Consider the following 21,547-nt stretch of genomic DNA (forward strand, 5'->3'; position numbering starts at 1 on the left):
AATGTAAAAAAGTATAACAATATAAAACTCAACGGTCATGAAAAAATTAGCTTTAACAACAGGATTATTCTCTTTAGTAATGGTATTAACTTCATTTAATACTTCTGCAACAACTACTAATGATACTATAATAAACAATACAACAATCGGTATTGATGGAAATCAGTCAGCAGGACAAAGCAGAAAAGTGGATATGATGGGTTCTGACTTATCAAATCAAAAATTAAGTATTGATGGAAATCAGTCAGCAGGACAAAGCAGAAAAGTGGATTAATTACTTGTAATTCATTTAAATATATCAAAGGCCGTCTAATTTAGACGGCTTTTTTGTTTAAGGCTAATAGATAGTTTTGTATTTTTGATTAAACATTACAGACGAAGTTGAAAAAACACTACCTGATATTACTTATTTTTTTTATTGGTTGTAGCAGGCAAAATGAGGGTACTCATGTGTCTGGTGGCTCCAAAGACAGCCTTGATTTGTATTTATCCCTTGCTAATGAATACAAATTGCCTGTAGAGGTAAAACAAAAATACACTCTCAAGGCTTTTGAAGTTATCATGAGCCAGCCCGATGATTCTCTCAAAAGAGTCAATCTTTTCAAAGTTGCCAATCGTTACTTTAATATGCGCGACTGGAACGGTTATAACAAGACGGTTAAAATTATCTTAGAAAAATCACAAAAAGCAAAGGATTCTGTGTCAATGTCCAAGGCATATATTTATCTGGGAGATTATTATTCATCTCAGGCATCATCAGACAGCGCTTTTGCCTGTTATTATAAAGCAGAAAAGCTATATCTGGCGGTTAATGATTTTTATAATCTTGCCAAAACCAGACTTAGCAAGGCTCTGTTGCAATTTAATGAAGGTGATTATTATGGGAGTGAAAAAGCAGTTTTTAATGCGCTGAGTGTTATTAAAGGCAATAAAAACAATGATGTCTTATATGAAGCTTATAATCTGCTCGGAATTTTAAATAATGAATTAGGCGAATATGACAAAGCGATAGAATTTCATAATAAAGCAATTGCCAGTATTGACAATAACCTGATTCCTGCTGAATTTCAGTCGAAGGCGACTTCGTTAAATAATATTGGGTTTGTCTATCAGAATCTTGATGATTACAAAAAGGCTAATTTCTATTTTAAAAAAGGGCTGGAAGAGAAAAACCTCTATAATCAAAAGCCTGAGTTATATGCAATTTTGCTGGATAATTTAGCGTATTCAAGATTCAAATTAAACGAGAATAAGGAACTTCCGGATTTGTTTTACAAGGCCCTGAAAATAAGGGACAGTCTCCAGTTGACAGCAGGTATAACAGCTAGTAAAATGCATTTGTCGGAATATTTTGCTGCTAGGAAAGACACGGCAAAGGCACTTCATTATTCAAATCAGGCATTGTTAGTTTCAAAACGAACTAAAAATTTCCGCAATGTTTTGGTGGCTTTAAAACAGTTATCATTGATTCAGCCTGAAAAAGCTTCAAAATATTCAGAAGACTATATTCACCTGAATGACAGTCTGCAAAAGGCAGAACGTAAAATGGGGGATAAATTTACGCGGATAGAATATGAAACAAATGAAATAAAAAGCGAAAATTCGAGTTTAGAGATACAGAATAGAACTTTGGTGTATGTTTTTAGTATATTTTCGCTCATTGTTTTGTTCTTCTATATTTATAAAACACAGCAGGCGAAAAACAGGGAATTGCTTTTTAAACAGCAGCAGCAGGTTGCAAATGAGGATATTTACAATCTGATGATTTCGCAGCAAAATGCAATCGAAACAATGCGAATCCGCGAAAAGAAAAAGGTTGCGCAGGAATTGCATGATGGTGTTTTAGGAAGAATGTTTGGCGTGAGAATCAGTTTAGACAGTCTTGATAAACTGGATGAAGAAACTGCAAATGATAAAAGGAAAAAATATTTGCTTGAACTCAAGGAGATTGAACAGGATATAAGAGAGATTTCGCATGATTTAAACAAAGAAAAATCAGGGCTGATCAATAATTTTGTGGCAATTTTAGAAAAGCTGTTTCAAAATCAGATGAATACATTTGATACAAAACTGGTTTATAACATTGATTCAAATATCAAATGGGATTTGGTAAGTAATGTGGTGAAGATTAATTTATACAGAATAATTCAGGAAGCACTTCAAAATGGTAATAAATATGCACAGGCAGAAACAATTACTGTTGAGTTTAAAAATGAAATTAATTACCTGGTTTTATTAATATCTGATGATGGGGTCGGATTTAATACACACAAAACAAAAAAAGGCATCGGGCTGCAAAATATTGTGTACCGAACGGCAGAATGCAACGGGAATGTTGAAATACATTCGGCGAAAGGAGAAGGGACTTCAATTATAATAAAGATACCAATTGATCAAAAAATAAATAAAATTCATAATGAAAGCTGATTCAACGCTTAAAAAAACAAATAGGATTCTCATAGTAGACGACCATCCGTTTATTATTGAAGGGTATAAAAATGCCATTACGCGTTATAATCCTGATACCCATGAGTTTTTGATTTCTCAGGCAAAAGATTGTAAGTCTGCTTATGAAATTATTACAGATCCGGAAACGGTATCTTTTGATATTGCTTTTTTAGATATCAGCATGCCGGCTTATGATGAAAAAGAAATTTTTTCGGGAGAAGATTTAGCTAAGTTGATTTCGGAATACATGTCTCATTGCAAAATAATTCTGCTCACGATGTATACCGAATTATTAAAAATAAAAACAATCATTCGTACCATAAACCCAAACGGTCTGATTATCAAAAACGACCTTACCTTTGATGAATTGCTCCTGGCTTTTGATAAAGTATTAAAAAGCGATAAATATTACAGTCAGTCGGTTCAGAAAATGCTGAATCAGTCACCTCATAATTCGATTGAGGTTGATGAGTTTGACAAACAGATTTTGTTTCACTTATCTAAAGGAACTTCTGAAGAAGAAATGCCGCACTATATTCCTATTTCAATAAACGCTATAAAAAGACGGAAAAAAAGTCTTAAAGAACTGCTCAAAATAAAAAATGATTCAGATGATGATTTGGTAAAAGAAGCCAAAAGCAAAGGTCTTTTTTAAACTAAATCCCAAAATAAAAAATCCAAATTCCAATCGTAATATATCATTGGAATTTGGATTTTTTTTATTTGAAATTTAAAAAGTTTATTCGCTCAGCGCATCCCAGCCTCTGGCTTTCAAAGTGATTTTGGTATTTGCTCTTGTTACCAGGTGTACTCCTTCGCTTTCCTGTGTCATATGCCCAATAACAGAGAAGTTTGGATTTCCTTTTATTTTATCAAAATCATTAATATCGATTGTGAATAAAAGTTCGTAATCTTCACCACCGTTAATCGCAACGGTTGTACTGTCTATATTAAATTCTTCACAAGTCGAAATAAACTGAGGATCCAATGGTAGTTTGTCTTCATATAAATTACAGCCTACTTTTGATTGTTTGCATAAATGAATAATTTCAGAAGATAATCCGTCAGAAATGTCAATCATGGAGGTTGGTTTTATTTCAAGAGCATGTAAGAGTGTACGAACATCTTTTCGGGCTTCAGGTTTTAATTGTCTTTCGACCAAATAAGTGTAAGGATCTAAATCCGGCTGATTGTTTGGATTTACCTGAAAAACCTGTTTTTCGCGTTCCAAAACCTGTAATCCCATGTAAGCCGCACCAATGTCTCCGGTCACCACTAATAAATCAGTTTGTTTGGCTCCGTTTCTGTACACGATTTCATCTGCATCTGCTTCACCAATTGCTGTGATGCTGATAATTAATCCTTTTTGAGATGAGGTAGTATCACCGCCAATAACATCTACTTTATACTCCTTTGCAGCGTGTGTAATTCCGTCAAATAATTCTTCTAAGGCTTCGAGAGGGAAACGGTTAGAAACCGCCACAGAAACCGTTATTTGCGTTGGTTTGGCATTCATAGCGCAAATGTCAGAAACATTTACAACTACAGATTTGTATCCTAAATGTTTCAAAGGCATATATGCCAGGTCAAAATGTACGCCTTCAATCAGTAAATCAGTAGAAACGACTACTTTTTTATCCTTAAAATCAAGAACAGCCGCATCATCGCCAATGCTCTTTAAAGTCGATTCCTGAGTAACATCAAAATTTTTGGTCAAATGCTCAATAAGGCCAAATTCGCCTAATTGCGCTATACTGGTACGTTGCGGATTTTTATCTTCGATCATTTTTCTAAAGTTCCAAAGTTTGTAAGCTGCAAAGGTACAAAGTTGATGGTGGAATAACTATAAACGGAGCCTGATTATTGATTTATCAAAATGAGTAAAATAATCAAAATAGAAAAATGGATAATCAATGAACTTAAATGCTCCTTATTGAGAAATGTTTTTATCAGATTAACTATTGTAAATATCCCAACTACAAATGGTGCCAGCAAAATTAATATTGCATTTGGTCCAGGCGCACAGATTCCACTAGGGAGTACATAAAAAAGAATGGATGCGATTAAAACATAAACTAAATAAAATGCCAAAGTTTTTAAGCTGTTTTTTTGGCAGGCAGTTAGATTTTTAAAAATCATTTTTCAATACTGATTTGAGTGCAGGATTATAATATTTATTTTTTCAGTTTCAAATCACTAAATACTTCTTTAAACATTTCACCGGGATCAATATCAATGGCCAAAGCAATCAAATACAATTCGTCTGCTCTGAGTTTTGTTGATTCATTTGAAGTCAATTGAGACAATCGGGCCTGACTGATTCCGGATCGTCTGGAAACCATTGCTCTATTCACAGATTTCTTGGTGAGATATAGTCCTAAAGGAGTCATAAGATTTCGAATTTATATCCGTAAATATAGTTTGATTAAAGAAAAGTATAGAATGTCTAAAGTTTTATCTTGTATTTATATAGAATATCATTATATTTGTTTAGAAAGTCTAAAGATTTATTTTTAAAGCTTACATTATGAGTAGAAGGTATACTAAAGCCGATTTGGAACAAATCGTTTCTGTGCAATTGGAAAATTTAAATGCGATGCATGATTTATTAAATATCATGAAACATCAAAATGAACTACTTAATAATGCTAACAATAAATTGAAAGATGAAATGACTAATTTTAAGCAGAAGGTATATCCAACTCGAAAAAGAAATTCTTAATTCAGTGAAGACTTTATATAGCATTCAGATTTTTAAAAATTTCAATCTGGTGCTCGTTTGCAACGAGTACCTGTTTGTTATAAAAACTAAATAAAGCGTTTGTAACGCGGCTATTTAAATAATTATTTTAAGGAACTTTTGAGTTAATAACCGCGTTACAAACGCTACGATTTATCTTTTAATTTATGTAGATACTCGTTGCAAACGAGCACCAGATGAGTTGAATTTAGTACTTCAATTTCTTAGAAGCACCAAACCCCGCTTTTGCAATATGATGTTAGCAGAGGTTTTTATTTCCAGAACTGCCACCATTTCTTTTCGTCATCACTATTTGTTGTACTATTTAGAACATAATTATTTGTCCTATTATTTATCATATTTAGTTCCTTCAACATTTGTAAGTTTGTTTTAGAATCAATTTTATCAGGGTCGAAACGGCATAGCATCTTAAATCTGTCTAAAGGCATTCTTTTATTTATGTTATTAGATAAATTTGGTCGATTTGAAATTTCCGTAATAATAGCAAACAAATTCATGAACTTTCTGCTATTATTTTTATGAGACCACGGATTTACAAAAACATTAATTTCATTCTTTTGAGCAAACTCTATTATTTGGTCAAAATATTTAAATAGTTCGTCATCTGAAAATTTATTTGATAAATCTTCTTTAGAAATTGGCTCATCAAGGCTATATTCTTTCTTTTTTTCCTCAACAGTATTATTGTTTTTAGTAAACACATATCTTATAGCTTTTTCATTTGGTTCAATGTCCCAAAATCTTTTACCGATAACGACCTCAATTTGATTCCAAATAATTTCAGATGTGTCTTCAGATTTTTCTTCTACTTCTAACTTGTCTCCTTCATCAGTCATTCTCTCCTCATTAACTTCCATAATAGATCTTTTCTCAATTCCATTTTCGCAGTAGTTAATGTTGAATGCCATTGAGGTTTCAGAAAGTGCAAATGTTAATGTATTGTCATTTTTTAATAGAAAAGACTCAGTACACATATCCATTCCGATAAATATTAGAGTTCCTTTTTCTGAAAAGTAGACATTACAGATTTCATCTTCAGTCCAATTGGATGAAGCAGTTTCAAAGTCAATTTCAGATTGCTTTTCCAGATTCCAACCCAATTCCTTTTGTAATTGGTCAAATTCTTTTTCATAATTTTTGTTTATTGCTAAACCTGATATATTAAATCCCATATTTTTTATGTTTCTTGTTTTTGAAATCTCTGCTAAACCATGTATACCCGTTACAAAATAGCACTAAACTACCCATCATAAGGTGTGTAAACAAAGTTTTTTTCTTCCAAATATAAAAAAATAATAATCTCAACCTTACAAAAATGTTCTTCTGCCTGCGTGAAGGATGGGAGCAGGTTACCGAAGTAACGCGGACAACCTGACAGCATGCCGGTAAGAGGGCGAATAATCGCAAAGTATGTTGCCCTCTTACCGGGATGGTGGCACGCCCAAATGATTATCGTTTCATGCTAAAATGAGCTTTGAATACCTGAATTGTTCCGTTTTGAGTATAGGTGGCCTGAAACCAGTAATCTGAAGATGGGAGCGGACTGCCATTGTAATTGCCGTCCCAGCCGGAACTTGAAGGTTTGATCGTTTTTAAGAATTTACCATAACGGTCGAAAATAGTGATGACGGCATCGGGTTGATAAGCGAGGTCAGGGATATTCCAGGTGTCGTTGTAGCCATCGTTGTTTGGAGTGAAAAATTTGGGGTATTTGAGTACTTTGGCAAACAAAATCTGATTGTCGCAATTGGCTTTTATGTCTCGTATCGTAATAGCGTGCTCTCCCGAATCGACATCGTGAAATATATTGCTGGTTTGAAAATTGCCGTCATCCAGCTGATATTCATAGGTTCCGTAACCATTTGTCAGGTTTACGATTATATCAATAGTATCTTGAAAATCATCGGAAACGGTAACGGTTGCAACCGCCGGACTGGATTTATCGACGGTAACTGTGGCAGGATTGTAACCGCAGTCATTACCTATATCAGGCACGTTTTTGACAGGTACAACGGTGTAAACTCCTTCCTGAAGTGCGGTGTAAGTTGATCCTGTACCCATTTTGGCTCCGTTTAAATACCACTCAACAGTATAATCGGGAGAATTAATTCCCGAATTCAATTGTACCGAATGCTGTAATTCTCCGGTTTTGAAATCGACACAGATGATTCCGTTTTGTACTGTGAAATTTTTCAGCGGATAAATGGTAATATTAAAATCATCCTGAGCAAAGCAGCTTGAATTTGTTGCTGCCGATGCGTAAATATACATTTGCTGACTGGAATTTAATTTTTGTCCTGCGGTATATTGGATTCCGGTTGCATTGGGACCGCTGTAATAATTTCCGACCGTCAAAGGAGGCAACGTATAACTTTCGCAAATAGCAACATCAGGAGTACTTACCAATATAGGAGTTGCGGAAATGGTAACTGTAAAGCTCTTTTCGCTAACGCACGTCAGACGTGTACCGACAATAGCGTAAACATAAATGGTCTGAGAAGTTTTTAAGATGGTGCCGGCAGGAATAACAGAGCCTTTTCCGCCAGGCTGTGTATAATAATTTCCTAATTTTAGAGGCGGTAATGTATAACTGTCGCAGGCATTTATATTGCTGAAATCGCCAACATCTATTCCGTTATAATTGACTTTGAAAAACGTTTCATTGCTGCAGGACGTAAAATCTGCCCATTCGTTATAAATATAGATGGTCTGAGTGGTGTTGATGGCAGTTCCTTCGGGAAGCTGAGTTCCCGTACCTCGAGGACCTCCTGTAGCCGTATAATATTTTCCATTTTTTAGTTTCGGGAGTTTAAAATCGGTACAGGTTACCACATCTGTAAAGCTGTCAACCAGAGGAAGAGGTCTGATTTCGATAGTAAAACTATGCTCGTTTGTACATTCCGTCCCTACTGAATATACATAAATAGTTTGTGTTGACGTAATGATGTCGCCCGCTTTTAATCGTGTGCCTCCACCATTGGTTTTTGTAAAATAGTTTCCATTTACCAAAGGCGGTAAGATATAATGGGTACATTCCAGCCTGTTGGCCGGAGTATCTACTAATGGCAACGGTTTTATGGTGATTTCATATTTCAGGTTTTCGGTACAATTGGGCGAAGTTGTTGTTGCAGCATAATAATAAACGGTTTGAGAACTGGTAATCACTGTTCCGGCAGGAATATTTTTGCCCTGACCACCCGGACTGTCATAGTAACCGCCAATGGCCACTGGGGGCAAAGTAAACCTTCCGCATCGTGAAACCGGAACAAAAATCGGAGAATTGATAATATCGATTTTAAATGAATGTTCATTGGTGCATCTTCCGTCATTTGCAAAAACAAATACTTTCTGGCTTGAAGTTATTTTGTCTCCGGCCTTAAGAGCTTTACCTAAACCTCCGGATAATGTAAAATAGTTTCCGTTTGCCAAAGGAGGCAGTGTATACGAATCACAAGTGACAACATTAGCGGGTTTGTCTATTTCGGGTAAAGGATAAACCGTAAAAGGGACAGCTATGTCACGGCACACTGCTCCATTAATAACGGCATAATAATAAATTGTCTGACTGGTTGTAAATGCAGTGCCTTGCGCGATGGTATCTCCTTGTCCTCCTGGTTGGGTAAAAAAGCCACCCGCTGGCACCCGTGGAACGATGTATTGACCGCAGGCTTCTTTTTTAAAACCAATTTCGTAAATCAGGGTTATATTAAAGTTGGTCTCATTAGTGCAGTTGTTTGCGTTGGGACCTCTGTAAATATAGTAAACGCCTCCTTTGGTGATGATATCTCCGGCATTCAGTTTAGTTCCTGTTCCGTTTGGGCCAGTATTATATTCGCCATTTGTAATTGGTGGTAACGTATAGTTATTGCAGGCAATAACATCCTGAATTTTATCTACTGCCGGAAGTGAATTAATAATTATGTTAAAATTGACTGTAGTATAACAAGCCGTACTCGAAACATTCTCAATTCGTACCCAGATGGTTGCAGGCGATTGTGATAAAGACGTAATGAATGCTTTGGGATCCGTAATATTGTTTCTGGAGCTGTTGGCATCTGTTTCACTATTGTAATACCGGATTTTATATTCGGAAGGATTTAATCCGTTTAGAATTGCGGTTTCCTGAACAGTTAAATCAACGGATACTTTTTTAGAGATATTGTCACAAACATTTAAGTCCGTTGGTTTTACAACATTGATGGGGTTTGTTACCAATAAATTAAATGAAATTATATTATTGCAAAAGAAAGTTTTGTCATAAACAGGTACCGCTTTTATGTATATGGTCTGATTACCAGAACTGGAATAAGAGCTTAGTTGATTTTCGGGTATTATTGGCGCATTTGCATTGGCTGCAGTTAAAGATTCAAAATAGTAAACGGCATATTTTGTTGGGTCAATTCCTAATGCAACCAGATTATTCTGAGTCAAATCATATTGATAAATACCGCTTGCATTATAACAGGCAGTTAAGTTTTTTGGAGATTTTATAATTAAATCATTAATGACAACTTCGTCTTTAACCACACAGCCTGAAAGTGTTGCCGTAACTCCGTAAGTTCCGGATTTATCAACGGTCAAGGTATTACCGGTTTCGTTTGGAATTATGGTTCCATTCAGCGTCCAGACATACGAGTAATTGCCAACAATATCAGATTTAAGTGTAATTTTTTCGCCTTGGCAAATGGTTCTGTCGGGACCTAAATCCATAGTGGTCATAAAACTGCCTCCTTTTATAAAAACTGCCGAATCGTAATTGCTGTCGTTATAATCGCCAATAGCCAGTTTTATACGATACGTTCTGTTTGGAACTACCGTTGAAGAAGCAGTTAAAACTTTGGTTTCGCCTCGCATATTAATCGCGGACTGAGTGAGGTTTGTAACATTATAGCGGTCAAATAAATTAGCATTGGCAGATAAACAGGACGAGTTGTATTGCTGATCTCTGATGTTCTTAACTGAAACAGGCGTGGTTGTTCCCGGCAGAACGGCAAGATTTGTAGAAACACCGGTTGTTAAATCCGTCAGTATAAAAGCAAAAACATCACTGAATCCACATTGAAATTCACCGTATTCATTTGATGCAAAAAGAAAATCAAAACTAAAATTGCTCGACAAAGGGGTAAAATCAAACTGAAGGAAACTTACATCCGTGATTGGAACAACTTGTCCGTTGCTGTCACTGATAATTTGTAAATCGCTGTCAGTTGAATTGTTTAGTTTACTGCTCTCATTGATTCCGGTATAAGATCCTTCGGTATATTTGGCATTTCCGTTTCGAATAATGATTCCGTTTGCAATAGGGAAATTAGGATTGGTGTTTGTGAATTTACCGATACCCAAACGTGAAGAAAATTTGAAGTTACTTTTGTTTGAACAGCCATTTTGCATTAACTCCGTTCGTATTAGTTCAGGTATGCCCAAAGTTGTGGTGTCGACTATTATTCCTTGTGATGAAGATATTGCCGAATAAAATAATAAAATCAGAAGTAGAGCAGATCTCATAATTCATTATTTTATAAATTTGGGTATTTAAAATTACGAAATTATTTCTTTTTAAATACATGTTTGTCAGTATTTTATGATTTTGTTAATCTATCGTAAAAAAATGATTTACATTTTTGATTTTGTTAAAATGACGGATAATTTCTTTGTAGAGACGCACTGTCGTGCGTCTAATACCTTGTGATAATATTAGAAGTTAGACGTACGACAGTGCGTCTCTACGGCAGGAAATAAAAAATATTTATTTTTTTATTTCCTGCTGACAAACTGTTGTCACCGGCCCTAAATAATTTTGAAGTATCAACAAATTAAAACTTTAAAATCATGAAAACATTAGAAGCACAAGTAATTACTTCAGAAGATTTATTGAAACACTGGCAGGGACACAGAGCATTAACACGTCGTTTAATTGAACTTTTTCCGGAGAAAGATTTCTTCGAGTTTTCAATTGGCGGAATGCGTCCATTCGCAAAATTAGTCGATGAGCTTTTGGCAATTGCTGCTCCGGCTCTTAAAGGAATTGTAAATCGTGACAGCCAGCCTTACACTGAAGGAGGAGAGGAACTCATTTTTAAAGCGCAGTATCTTGAAAAATGGGATGAAGCGACTGAAGAAATCAACAAATACTGGGAACAATTAGCTGTAGAAGATTTTAGCGAAACTTTTAATCTTTTTGGGCAATACGAATTTCCGATTATTCAGAATATATTGTATTTTATTGATAATGAGGTGCATCATCGTGGTCAGGCATATGTTTATTTAAGAGCTTTAAACATCGAGCCGCCATTTTTCTGGGAAAGATAAATTCCTGAAATAAGTTAAAAACAACTCCCAAAGACAGAATCTAAAATTCTCTTTGGGAGTTTTTTTCATAAAAGTCTTTGTCTGTTGATTTCCAGTAATTCAAGAGTTCGTGTTTTTAAACTTTCCGGTTCCAGAATTGTGGCGTGATCTCCAAACATTAAAAACCATCTTGGAAAACCGCTGTCGATATCCCGGCACATAAACGTCATTTCTATTTTTCCGTCGATTTCTTTTTCAGAAATAAAACCGTGATATTTTCTTTCTGTTGACAGATATCTTGCAATTTTTTTATCAATTAAGATGCGAACTTTTGTAGTTGGACATGTTTCTGTTTTAGTCAAATAGGTTTCCAAAGAATCGTGTTCGATGGTGAAATCAAGATCTGTTTTTGTGATGCCCTGAATCCTGTCGGTTCTAAACTGTCGGTAATCTTTTCGCAAATGGCAGTATCCCAGAAAATACCAGTTGTTATTATCGTGAAAAACACCAACAGGTTCTAAATTTCGCTGTGTAGTTTCGTCTCTTTCATACGTTTTGTACGTCAGAAGAATCTGTTTTTTCTCGGCAATTCCTTCAAAAAGCACCGCTAAAGTATTTGGGGAATTATCGTTAAACAGCGGTTCGGCAGTTTGCATCACCACTCGCGATTCAATATTCGAAAGATAATCTTTATCTGTACTCCTTAAAACCGATTTTAATTTATACATCGCCGATGCATAATGTGTTCCCAAAGACGGATCGGTAAATTTCTGCATCAGTTTTTCGGCTGCAATAAAACTGCTTACTTCCTCGCGCGTAAACATAACCGGAGGCAATCGGTAACCTTCCATCAAAGCATAACCAACTCCCGCTTCGCTGTAAATAGGAACTCCCGAAGCTTCAAGAGTTCTGATGTCCCTATAAATGGTTCTCAGACTGCATTCAAAACGATCTGCCAGTTCCTGCGCTTTTACAATTTTCTTGGATTGTAGTTGGATTAGGATGGCGACAATACGGTCAAATCGTTTTGGGGTTTCGTCGAGCATTTTTTTCTTTTGAAGGTTTTGAGGTTTTTTGAAAAGTTACAAAGTTTCAAAGATACAAAGGTTCAGAGTTTAAAGAAATAAAAAATCTGTCCCAAATTAGGACAGATTCATTGGTTAAATTATCCGCAATTTGCATCTGTAGAGATGCACAGCAGTGCGTCTAACACAATCATGTTTTAAGCTTTAAATTTTCTGAAGGATTGAATCATTTCATAAATGCCGAAAGCAATTACAATTTTTCCAAATATGAAGATTAGCCAACTTAATGGATTTGTTAGATAAACTCTATCTGTTTCTAAAGGATTAAAGAAATCTGTAACAAGAAAAAATCTGAATAAACCAACAAAAAATGCATTGATTTTTTCAGGATCATAATTGCCAGGATTTTCTATTCTATATAAAATTGAGTACCAGAATAGTCCAGAAAATAAGGTGAATCCTAACGACCAAACCCAATTTCCGAAGTTAGAAGACCATTTTGTTGCCCAAAGAATTGATGTATCTTTGAAATTTTTAAATAAACTTAATTCTTTATAATGAGCTGCGAGTTCATAATTTCTGTAAGTATTAAAGTCAATTTTGTTTTCCGTTTTTTGGAGTTCTTGTTTTATCGCTCTTAAAGTTCTTTTCCATTCTAAAATTTTAGATTTATCTTTTAAATATGACTTATCTAAAACCTTATTTATTTTCATTTCATCAAAGTATGCACCTCCGCCAAATTTTACTTCAAATAGTTTTAGTGTATTGAATTCGGCATCAGTAAATGAAGAAGATTTACCAAAGGTACATCTCTCTATTTCTAATAAATCTATGGAAGAGTTATTAAATAATGAAAAACCTTTAAATTCACAAGCATTAAATTTTACATAAGAATTGGTTCCGTTTTTACAATTTTCAAACCAAATAGTACTTAAAAAGTCACATTGTTTAAATTCGAATTTACCAATAAAATTAGAACTTGAAAAACTTGCTTTAACAAACGTGTTATTATAAAAGTAGTTGTTTTTATAACCTTTATATGATTTTAAATTAAAGTTGAAGCTATTATTTTTAAAAGTTATTTGTTCATTAAAACAGTTTCCACTAAAAAAAAGGTTTGAAAGTGTAGAATAAGTAAAATCGAAATGTCCAGTTTTTTTTGTTTTGTCACCAAATATGTTTTTGATAAATTTAAATATTCCTCCTATGTGATTAATATTTTCAAATGAGAAAATCTCTTTAATTTCTGTATTTGTTATTTGAAAATCAGTATTTAATTCTATTTTGCTATTTATTTCATTTGAAAATTCAAACACATTAAATTGTGATATGCCACTGTCTAATAATCCTTTTTTTATTTTAAGAGATTTTAAAGCCTGAGTATTGTTAAAGAGTAATTGGTCAAAATTACAGTTTGAAAAAGTAATGTTACAATTGAAAGTGCAGTTTTTGAATTCTAAAATTAATTGATTATCCTGAATATTGGTAAAAGTCAATTGGTCGCAATTAATAGTGCAATTCTCAAAAGTAACCCACCCAGACTTAATTTGCTGAATATTTAGCGATTGTCCAGACAAATCAAATAATTGTCCATCAAAAATGTCCTCTCTTGCTAATTTGTTGTAAAAATCTAAAGTGTTAACCATATTGAAGTTCTCCTAATTCAAAAATAAACAAAAAACCCAACAACTTTTACGTCATTGGGTTAGTCTATATTCTTTGTTCTTTACTCTATTCTCTAAAAAAACTAGTCGTTAAGTTTCAAAACAGCCATAAACGCTTCCTGAGGAATCTCAACATTTCCGACTTGTCTCATACGTTTTTTACCTTTTTTCTGTTTTTCAAGAAGTTTACGCTTACGCGAAATATCTCCACCGTAACATTTTGCGGTAACGTCTTTACGAAGTGCTTTAATGGTCTCGCGAGCGATAATTTTTGCTCCAATTGAAGCCTGAATCGGGATTTCAAATTGCTGGCGTGGTATTAATTCACGCAATTTTTCACACATTTTCTTGCCAATAGTATAGGCATTATCTGCGTGAATTAAGGCTGAAAGAGCATCTAATTGATTAGCATTTAGTAAAATATCCATTTTAACCAATTTTGATTCTCTCATTCCAATTGGAGAATAATCAAACGATGCATATCCTTTTGAAACTGTTTTTAATCTATCATAGAAATCAAATACAATTTCCGCCAATGGCATATCAAAATTCAATTCAACACGTTCTGTTGTTAAATACGTTTGATTGGTAATTTGTCCACGTTTTTCGATACACAAACTCATCACATTACCCACAAAATCAGCTTTAGTAATAATAGTTGCTTTGATATAAGGTTCTTCTACCCGGTCTAATTTTGTAGCCTCTGGCAAGTCACTTGGATTATTTACGATAATCGGAGTATCTGGTTCTTTTTTAGTATATGCCAAATATGAAACGTTTGGAACAGTAGTAATTACTGTCATGTTAAACTCACGCTCTAAACGTTCCTGGATAATTTCCATGTGTAACATTCCTAAGAATCCGCAACGGAAACCAAAACCTAATGCGGCAGAACTTTCTGCAGAAAATACTAGCGAAGCATCATTTAATTGTAGTTTTTCCATTGATGCACGTAAATCTTCAAAATCTTCCGTGTCAACAGGGTAAATTCCGGCGAAAACCATTGGTTTTACATCCTCAAAACCTGTAATCATGTTGGTAGTTGGGGCTTTGGCATCAGTTATCGTATCACCCACTTTTACCTCTTTTGCTTCTTTAATACCCGAAATCAAATACCCAACATCTCCTGTCGAAATCACATTTTTCGGAACCTGATTCAGTTTCAAAGTACCTACTTCATCAGCAAAATATTCATTTCCGGTTGCCATGAATTTGATTTTCTGGCCTTTTTTGATTTCACCATTCATTACTCTGAATATTACTTCAATTCCACGAAACGGATTATAATGCGAGTCAAAAATCAAAGCTTGTAACGGTTCTTCAGGATTTCCTTTTGGAGCAGGAATTTTTTCGATAATGGCAGCTAAAATATTTTCAACCCCAAAACCTGTTTTTCCGGAGGCGTGAATAATATCTTCTAATTTACATCCTAATAAATCGATAATATCGTCGCTAACTTCTTCAGGATTAGCACTTGGTAAGTCTACTTTGTTTAAAACCGGAATAATTTCCAGGTCATTTTCTAAAGCTAAATATAAGTTTGAAATTGTTTGTGCCTGAATACTTTGTGCAGCATCCACAATCAAAAGTGCACCTTCGCAGGCAGCGATAGATCTTGAAACTTCGTATGAAAAGTCAACGTGACCGGGAGTGTCAATTAAGTTTAAGATATATTCTTCGCCTTTGTATTTGTATTCCATCTGGATGGCATGACTTTTAATAGTAATACCACGCTCACGTTCTAAGTCCATGTTGTCAAGCAACTGCGCTTTTTCTTCACGAGCTGTAACGGTTTGTGTAGCACTTAGTAATCGGTCAGCTAATGTGCTTTTACCGTGGTCAATGTGTGCAATAATGCAAAAATTACGTATCTTCTTCATTTTAATATATCAATTCTCTTAATTGAGTTTTAAGTCTTTTTTGGGTATAAATTGCACTGCAGCAATTGCTTTGGTACATGTTATTAAGGCGCAAAGATAGCGCAAAGTTTTGGATTCTGGAATGAAGTTGACTGATTGTTGATTTCAGTAATTTAAAAGAAGACTTAAAACTCAAAATTAAACCCTTTTTCAGTCAGTTTTTTATAGATTTCAGGATCAAATTTGTACAATTTTGCGGCTCTGTGAGAAACGTCCTGTTGCTTTTCATCTAAGGCAGCCAGCAATTTCATATGTAGAATTTTTCTGCGGAAATTAGACTTGTCCAGTTCGATTCCTAATATTTCTTCGTAAAGATGCATTAATTGTAATAAAGTAAATTTTTCAGGTAAAAGATTGAATCCGATTGGAGCCTGACGGACTCTGTTACGAAGTTGCATTAAGCTGAATTGCAGAATTTCCTGGTGGTCAAAAATCAGTTCTGGTAATTCATTTATTTTGTGCCAGGTCGCTTCCATCAGGGTAAGACCGGCTTTTACGTTATAATCTTCGCGATTTACCAAAGTGTAATAACCAATGGTAACAACCCTTCTTCCAGGTACGCGGTTTGGGTCTGTAAAAGCTTTGAGTTGTTCCAGATAAATGTTGTCCAGACTTGTAAGCTCATATAAAATTCGTTGTGCTGCATCATCAGAACTCTCTTCTTTTTGTAGATATCCTCCAAGAAGTCCCCACTTTCCAATACTTTCCCCTTCGGCATGATGTGCCAGAAGTACTTCAAGGTTTCCTTTGTTGAAACCAAATATGACACAGTCAATCGTAATTCCGTCTATAACCGGCTTTTGGATTTCTGAAACACTTCTGTTATCAGTTCTGGAAGTTTTTTTAGAGTGTAAAAATGCCATTTTGTGTGCTTTTTTTATAAGCGGGTTTTAAAATTCAAAATTAAATCCTTTTTCAGTAAGTCTGGTATAAATTTCCTGGTCAAATTTATATAATTGTGCTGCCCTGTGTGAGACATCCTGTTGTTTTTCATTAAGAGCAACAAGTAATTTCATGTGAAGAATTTTTCGTCTGAAATTAGGTTTGTCCATTTCAATTCCTAATATTTCTTCGTACAAATGCATTAACTGCAACAATGTAAATTTTTCGGGCAGAAGCTCAAAACCAATTGGTGCCTGACGAACCCTGTTTCGTAAATGTTTCAGACTGTATGTTAGGATTTCATTATGATCATAAATCAGATCCGGAATTTCATTAATCTTATACCATTTGGCATCAGATGCTGTAAAACCTGCCTTAATGTTGTAATCTTCTCTTTTGATTAGGGCATAATATCCAATCGTAATAACCCGTCTGAGTGGAAAACGATCCGGATTTCCAAATGCTTTTAGTTGTTCCAGATAAATTTGGTCTAATGCTGTCAGTTCATTCAATAATCTGTGGGCAGCATCATCAGTACTTTCTTTTTTATTGATCCATCCTCCGGGAAGTCCCCATTTTCCTTTGCTAATTCCTTCTGCGTGCTGTACTAAAAGTACTTCAAGGCTTCCTTTGTCAAAACCAAATATAACACAGTCAATCGTAATCGCATTCATTGCTGAATAATCGTTTTTTACGGCAATGCTATCATGTAAATTACTAACCATGCTGTTAAAATTTTGACAAATTAAGTAAATAAAAATAATAATAAGTACTTAGAGAGGGATATATTTTTAAACATGTTATTAAAAAGCCTTTAATTTTAAGAATAGTCGTTTGGTATTGTAATAATTGTTTTAAATCATTAATAATATATGTTGTAAAATGGTTATTTATTGATAATATTTTATTGTTAATGAATTGATATTTTAATTAATAAATAAAAATATTGCTATAATTATTTTAAATGAAAAAAAATACTGCCAATATTTTGTTAATATAGAAAAATTGCACTACACTTGTAGTCAAATTAACCATAAGATAAATTCGTTTTGACTATAAGTGAATTGAAAATAAAAAAGTATTAACTAAAATTTTATCAATGCTTTTATAGAAATTAAATCAGAAGCTCTGGTATTGATTTGCAGAGAAGGCTTTTTTGAATAAAGTTTAATCAAAGAATCTTGGGGAATAAAATTCTGCAAATGGCAATAGCAGTATTTAAGAAATCAGATTTACGGACCATTTGATGTATTGTTAAATTTCGAAAAGGGAGCGTTCTCCGGAAAGGAATTTGAAAAACCAATATGTGCAAAAGGAGCTCTTCAACCCTTTGTGGCAAATCAAAAATTATAGATAAAATCCCGAATGCGTTTTACTTAAAAAAATTACTAACAACAAAATTTAACCAAATTATTAATGATTATGAAAAGCAATTATTGTATTAAACCGACAATGCTCCAGTTTTTCCTGGTGCTGCTGCTTAGCGTATTTACGATGCAATCTGGTTTTGCACAGGAGCAATCCCAATTTGTAAGCGGAAATGTAAAATCGGCAGACGACGGTATGGGAATTCCTGGTGCGACGGTAGCAATTGAAGGAACCAAAAAAGGAACATCAACAGATTTTGATGGGAATTTCAGAGTAGAGGCAAAGGCAGGTGATGTGATAGCTGTAAGTTTTATGGGATATAAAACACAGCGTATAACAGTAGGAACACAAAAAACGATTACGGTTACTTTACAAACAGAAGCCTCAGATCTTAAAGAAGTGGTAGTTATTGGTTACGGAACACAAAAAAAGTCGGCAGTAACAACTGCGGTAACTCAGGTAAGTGGTGAAAATCTTGCCAAAACAAATACTATAAACGCACTTCAGGGGTTGCAGGGTCAGGCAGCTGGTCTTCAGGTTACTTCTACTTCAGGGCAGCCTGGAGAAAAAATGAACGTAGTTATCAGAGGTTTGGGAACTACAGGAGGAAGCAGCCCGCTTTATGTGGTAGATGGTATTCTTACTGGTGATATTACTTATCTGAACAACTCTGATATCGAATCGATTTCGGTTTTAAAAGATGCTGCTTCGTCTGCTATTTATGGGTCACAAGCTGCTAATGGGGTTATTTTGGTAACAACAAAAAAAGGAAAAAGAGGTTCTCCTGGAAAAATTACTTTTGATCAGTATTACGGAGTACAGTCGGTTGCCAGAAAAGTTGATTTGTTAAATGCTAACGAATATGCTGTTATTTTAAATGAAGCTGCTGTAAACTCAGGTAAAAATCCATATTTTACTAATGACCAGATTGCTGCATTAGGAAAAGGTACTAACTGGATGGATAAAATGCTAACGGATAATGCAGCTACTAAAAACTTCTCATTTGGTGCTTCAGGTGGTTCAGAAACTTCTGTTTATTCTACCTCTTTGTCTTATTTAGGACAGGAAGGAGTAGTTGGAGGAAAGGATTTGTCCAACTATGAGCGTTACAATTTCAGATTCAACTCAGAGCATAAACTTTATAAGGATATCCTAACCTTAGGACAGAATCTAAGTTTTGCTTATGTGGATAAAAACGGTATTGGAGTTGGAAATCAATATAATAATTCTTTGAGAAGCGCATTCCAGACCACTCCATTATTACCAATGTACGATGCCGATGGAAATTATTATAATACTACAAACAACAGTGAACCATGGCTGGCAGGTGTAGCAAATCCGTATGCAATGATGGATTATAACAATCAAAATGAGAGTAATAATCAAAAACTGTTAGGGAATGTTTATTTGCAGGTTGATCCTATTAAGAACTTAACATTTAAGACGACTTTAGGACTTGATTATTATGTTTCAGAAGGACATTCTTATAAGCCTGTATATCACTTATCAACTTATGCAAATAATGATTTTGATACAGTAAATCAAAATATGAGCAAAAACAGAAGTATTAACTGGGATAATTTAATAACATATAAGTTTAATGTGGCAGAAGAACATCGTTTTGAGGCGATGGCAGGAACATCTTATATTAATTATGCAGGAACTTCAGTAGAAGCAAATAATGCAAATTCTGTTTTTAATGATTTAGAACATGCCTGGATAGACAATACAACTAATAAAGATGGTTCAAAAATAACCATTAAGGGTAAAAAAGAAGAGAATATATTGATGTCTTACTTTGGTAGATTAAATTATAATTTTAAAGACACCTATTTGGTTAATGCAACTTTGAGAGCAGATGGATCGTCTAAATTTGCTCCGGGTAATCAATGGGGTTATTTTCCATCAGTATCTGCCGGATGGGTAATTTCAAACGAAGGGTTTTTGAAAGATTCACAAGCGATTAATTTCCTAAAATTAAGAGCAAGCTGGGGTCAGGTAGGTAATCAAAGTATTAGACCATTTCAGTATCTAGCAACGATAAAATCAAATAATACTAATTATATTTTTGGTAATACCGAGGGAGCTAATAATCTTGTACCAGGGGCATATCCTGACAGATTATCAAATCCGAATTTAAAGTGGGAAACTTCTGAGCAGATTAACTTTGGTTTTGATGCGAGATTTTTAAACAATGCTTTGAATGTAACTTTTGATGTTTACAAAAAGACAAATAAAGACTGGTTAATATTAGCTCCTGTGTTAGCAACAGCAGGTGCAGAACCTCCATATATAAATGGTGGTGATGTCGTAAATAAAGGGGTTGAACTGAGTCTGAATTACCAAAACAACATTGGTGATTTTAATTACAGCATTAGTGCAAATGGTGCTTATAATAAAAATACAGTTGGAGAAATACCTACAACAGACGGTATCATTCATGGATTAAGCAATGAATTATATGATAACGCAGGTGAATTCTACAGAGCGCAAAACGGATTTCCATTAGGATATTTCTGGGGCTATAAAACGAGTGGTGTTTTCCAGAATCAGGAGCAAATTGATAATTATAAATCGGCTAATGGTGTTGTATTACAGCCTGGTGCTGCTCCTGGGGATATCATCTATGCAAACACGAATGGTGATGATAAAATTGATGCTGATGATAAAACCAGTATTGGGGATCCTAATCCTGATTTTACTTATGGATTTTCTTTATCGGCAAACTACAAAGCTTTTGATTTTTCATTGATGGCAAATGGAGTAGCTGGAAACCAAATCGTACAATCGTACAGAAATCAATCGGGAGCTTATGGAAATTATACTTCCAGAATATTAAGCCGTTGGCATGGAGAAGGGTCTTCGAATTCAATGCCAAGGGTAACGGAAGACAACAGAAACTTTACACAATTTTCAGACTTATATGTTCAGGATGGTGATTTTTTGAGAATTAACACCATTACTTTAGGATTTGATTTAGCCAAAATGAATAAATCTAAATCATTCTTTGCAAGCCAGTTCCGAATTTACTTTTCAGTGTTGAATCTTTACACTTTTACGAAATATGACGGTATGGATCCTGAAATTGGTTTCGGATCTTCAAATGATGATCAAAAATTTGCTTCAGGTGTAGATGTAGGATATTATCCAAGACCAAGAACCTATATGTTAGGATTAAATGTTAAACTTTAA

The 21,547-nt window shown here is 34.4% G+C and carries 16 protein-coding genes; 7 read left to right on the forward strand and 9 right to left on the reverse strand.

The window, feature by feature from the left end; translation table 11 throughout:
- Positions 1–37 precede the first annotated feature (37 nt).
- The 3 genes from GWR14_RS15045 to GWR14_RS15055 all read left to right on the forward strand — a co-directional run bounded on the left by GWR14_RS15045 (position 38) and on the right by GWR14_RS15055 (position 3,103).
- The gene (locus tag GWR14_RS15045; RefSeq protein WP_163409902.1) at positions 38–274 is read left to right on the forward strand and encodes a hypothetical protein; all 237 of its coding nucleotides are present in this window, start codon (positions 38–40) and stop codon (positions 272–274) included.
- Positions 275–381: 107 nt separating this feature from the next.
- A complete protein-coding gene (locus GWR14_RS15050; protein ID WP_163409903.1) occupies positions 382–2,427 on the forward strand; it encodes a tetratricopeptide repeat-containing sensor histidine kinase in 2,046 nt (681 codons plus the stop codon).
- Positions 2,417–3,103 (forward strand): response regulator, encoded by a 687-nt coding sequence (locus tag GWR14_RS15055; protein ID WP_163409904.1) that lies wholly within the window; start codon positions 2,417–2,419, stop codon positions 3,101–3,103. The genes GWR14_RS15050 and GWR14_RS15055 overlap by 11 nt, the downstream gene beginning before the upstream one ends.
- A gap of 84 nt (positions 3,104–3,187) precedes the next feature.
- Here the strand turns inward: GWR14_RS15055 and thiL are convergent, their stop codons facing one another.
- Positions 3,188–4,234, reverse strand: coding sequence for a thiamine-phosphate kinase (gene thiL, locus GWR14_RS15060; RefSeq protein ID WP_163409905.1), 1,047 nt, complete (start codon positions 4,232–4,234; stop codon positions 3,188–3,190).
- Between the two features lie 90 nt (positions 4,235–4,324).
- Between thiL and GWR14_RS15065 the strand changes: the two genes are divergently transcribed.
- The gene (locus GWR14_RS15065; protein ID WP_163409906.1) at positions 4,325–4,495 is read left to right on the forward strand and encodes a hypothetical protein; all 171 of its coding nucleotides are present in this window, start codon (positions 4,325–4,327) and stop codon (positions 4,493–4,495) included.
- A 127-nt stretch (positions 4,496–4,622) separates the two neighbouring features.
- Here GWR14_RS15065 and GWR14_RS15070 read toward each other — a convergent pair whose 3' ends face one another.
- Positions 4,623–4,838 carry a helix-turn-helix domain-containing protein gene (locus GWR14_RS15070; protein ID WP_007807654.1) on the reverse strand — a complete coding sequence of 72 codons (216 nt, stop codon included), beginning with the start codon at positions 4,836–4,838 and terminating at the stop codon, positions 4,623–4,625.
- 137 nt (positions 4,839–4,975) lie between these two features.
- On the opposite strand from GWR14_RS15070, the gene GWR14_RS15075 reads away from it, so the two are divergent.
- A complete protein-coding gene (locus tag GWR14_RS15075; RefSeq protein WP_163409907.1) occupies positions 4,976–5,170 on the forward strand; it encodes a hypothetical protein in 195 nt (64 codons plus the stop codon).
- 290 nt (positions 5,171–5,460) lie between these two features.
- On the opposite strand, the gene GWR14_RS15080 is transcribed toward GWR14_RS15075, so the two are convergent.
- Both GWR14_RS15080 and GWR14_RS15085 read right to left on the reverse strand, forming a co-directional pair.
- The gene (locus tag GWR14_RS15080) at positions 5,461–6,381 is read right to left on the reverse strand and encodes a hypothetical protein (protein ID WP_163409908.1); all 921 of its coding nucleotides are present in this window, start codon (positions 6,379–6,381) and stop codon (positions 5,461–5,463) included.
- Positions 6,382–6,658: 277 nt separating this feature from the next.
- On the reverse strand, positions 6,659–10,714 hold the full coding sequence (locus GWR14_RS15085; RefSeq protein ID WP_163409909.1) for a T9SS type B sorting domain-containing protein: 4,056 nt from the start codon (positions 10,712–10,714) through the stop codon (positions 6,659–6,661).
- A 324-nt stretch (positions 10,715–11,038) separates the two neighbouring features.
- Here GWR14_RS15085 and GWR14_RS15090 point away from each other — a divergent pair, with 324 nt between their 5' ends.
- The gene (locus GWR14_RS15090) at positions 11,039–11,518 is read left to right on the forward strand and encodes a DinB family protein (RefSeq protein ID WP_163409910.1); all 480 of its coding nucleotides are present in this window, start codon (positions 11,039–11,041) and stop codon (positions 11,516–11,518) included.
- 65 nt (positions 11,519–11,583) lie between these two features.
- Here GWR14_RS15090 and GWR14_RS15095 read toward each other — a convergent pair whose 3' ends face one another.
- The 5 genes from GWR14_RS15095 to GWR14_RS15115 form a co-directional block, all read right to left on the reverse strand.
- Positions 11,584–12,543, reverse strand: a complete 960-nt coding sequence (locus tag GWR14_RS15095; protein WP_163409911.1) for a helix-turn-helix transcriptional regulator — start codon at positions 12,541–12,543, stop codon at positions 11,584–11,586.
- A 176-nt stretch (positions 12,544–12,719) separates the two neighbouring features.
- Positions 12,720–13,838, reverse strand: a complete 1,119-nt coding sequence (locus GWR14_RS15100; RefSeq protein ID WP_163409912.1) for a hypothetical protein — start codon at positions 13,836–13,838, stop codon at positions 12,720–12,722.
- A 431-nt stretch (positions 13,839–14,269) separates the two neighbouring features.
- Entirely contained in the window at positions 14,270–16,066 is a 1,797-nt protein-coding gene (gene lepA, locus GWR14_RS15105) for a translation elongation factor 4 (RefSeq protein WP_163409913.1), read from the reverse strand.
- A 164-nt stretch (positions 16,067–16,230) separates the two neighbouring features.
- Positions 16,231–16,968 (reverse strand): NUDIX hydrolase, encoded by a 738-nt coding sequence (locus GWR14_RS15110; RefSeq protein WP_163409914.1) that lies wholly within the window; start codon positions 16,966–16,968, stop codon positions 16,231–16,233.
- A gap of 27 nt (positions 16,969–16,995) precedes the next feature.
- A complete protein-coding gene (locus GWR14_RS15115) occupies positions 16,996–17,712 on the reverse strand; it encodes an NUDIX hydrolase (RefSeq protein WP_163409915.1) in 717 nt (238 codons plus the stop codon).
- A gap of 697 nt (positions 17,713–18,409) precedes the next feature.
- Here GWR14_RS15115 and GWR14_RS15120 point away from each other — a divergent pair.
- Positions 18,410–21,547 carry a SusC/RagA family TonB-linked outer membrane protein gene (locus tag GWR14_RS15120; RefSeq protein WP_163409916.1) on the forward strand — a complete coding sequence of 1,046 codons (3,138 nt, stop codon included), beginning with the start codon at positions 18,410–18,412 and terminating at the stop codon, positions 21,545–21,547.

Source organism: Flavobacterium ajazii (assembly GCF_010614725.1).
GTDB classification, from domain to species: Bacteria; Bacteroidota; Bacteroidia; order Flavobacteriales; family Flavobacteriaceae; genus Flavobacterium; species Flavobacterium ajazii.

Bases quoted from the DNA above. Each gene is read 5' to 3' on its own strand.
- GWR14_RS15045 (WP_163409902.1), top strand. From the start codon at position 38: ATGAAAAAATTAGCTTTAACAACAGGATTATTCTCTTTAGTAATGGTA.
- GWR14_RS15055 (WP_163409904.1), top strand. From the start codon at position 2,417: ATGAAAGCTGATTCAACGCTTAAAAAAACAAATAGGATTCTCATAGTA.
- thiL (WP_163409905.1), bottom strand. From the start codon at position 4,234: ATGATCGAAGATAAAAATCCGCAACGTACCAGTATAGCGCAATTAGGC.
- GWR14_RS15065 (WP_163409906.1), top strand. From the start codon at position 4,325: ATGAGTAAAATAATCAAAATAGAAAAATGGATAATCAATGAACTTAAA.
- GWR14_RS15070 (WP_007807654.1), bottom strand. From the start codon at position 4,838: ATGACTCCTTTAGGACTATATCTCACCAAGAAATCTGTGAATAGAGCA.
- GWR14_RS15075 (WP_163409907.1), top strand. From the start codon at position 4,976: ATGAGTAGAAGGTATACTAAAGCCGATTTGGAACAAATCGTTTCTGTG.
- GWR14_RS15080 (WP_163409908.1), bottom strand. From the start codon at position 6,381: ATGGGATTTAATATATCAGGTTTAGCAATAAACAAAAATTATGAAAAA.
- GWR14_RS15085 (WP_163409909.1), bottom strand. From the start codon at position 10,714: ATGAGATCTGCTCTACTTCTGATTTTATTATTTTATTCGGCAATATCT.
- GWR14_RS15090 (WP_163409910.1), top strand. From the start codon at position 11,039: ATGAAAACATTAGAAGCACAAGTAATTACTTCAGAAGATTTATTGAAA.
- GWR14_RS15095 (WP_163409911.1), bottom strand. From the start codon at position 12,543: ATGCTCGACGAAACCCCAAAACGATTTGACCGTATTGTCGCCATCCTA.
- lepA (WP_163409913.1), bottom strand. From the start codon at position 16,066: ATGAAGAAGATACGTAATTTTTGCATTATTGCACACATTGACCACGGT.
- GWR14_RS15110 (WP_163409914.1), bottom strand. From the start codon at position 16,968: ATGGCATTTTTACACTCTAAAAAAACTTCCAGAACTGATAACAGAAGT.
- GWR14_RS15115 (WP_163409915.1), bottom strand. From the start codon at position 17,712: ATGGTTAGTAATTTACATGATAGCATTGCCGTAAAAAACGATTATTCA.
- GWR14_RS15120 (WP_163409916.1), top strand. From the start codon at position 18,410: ATGAAAAGCAATTATTGTATTAAACCGACAATGCTCCAGTTTTTCCTG.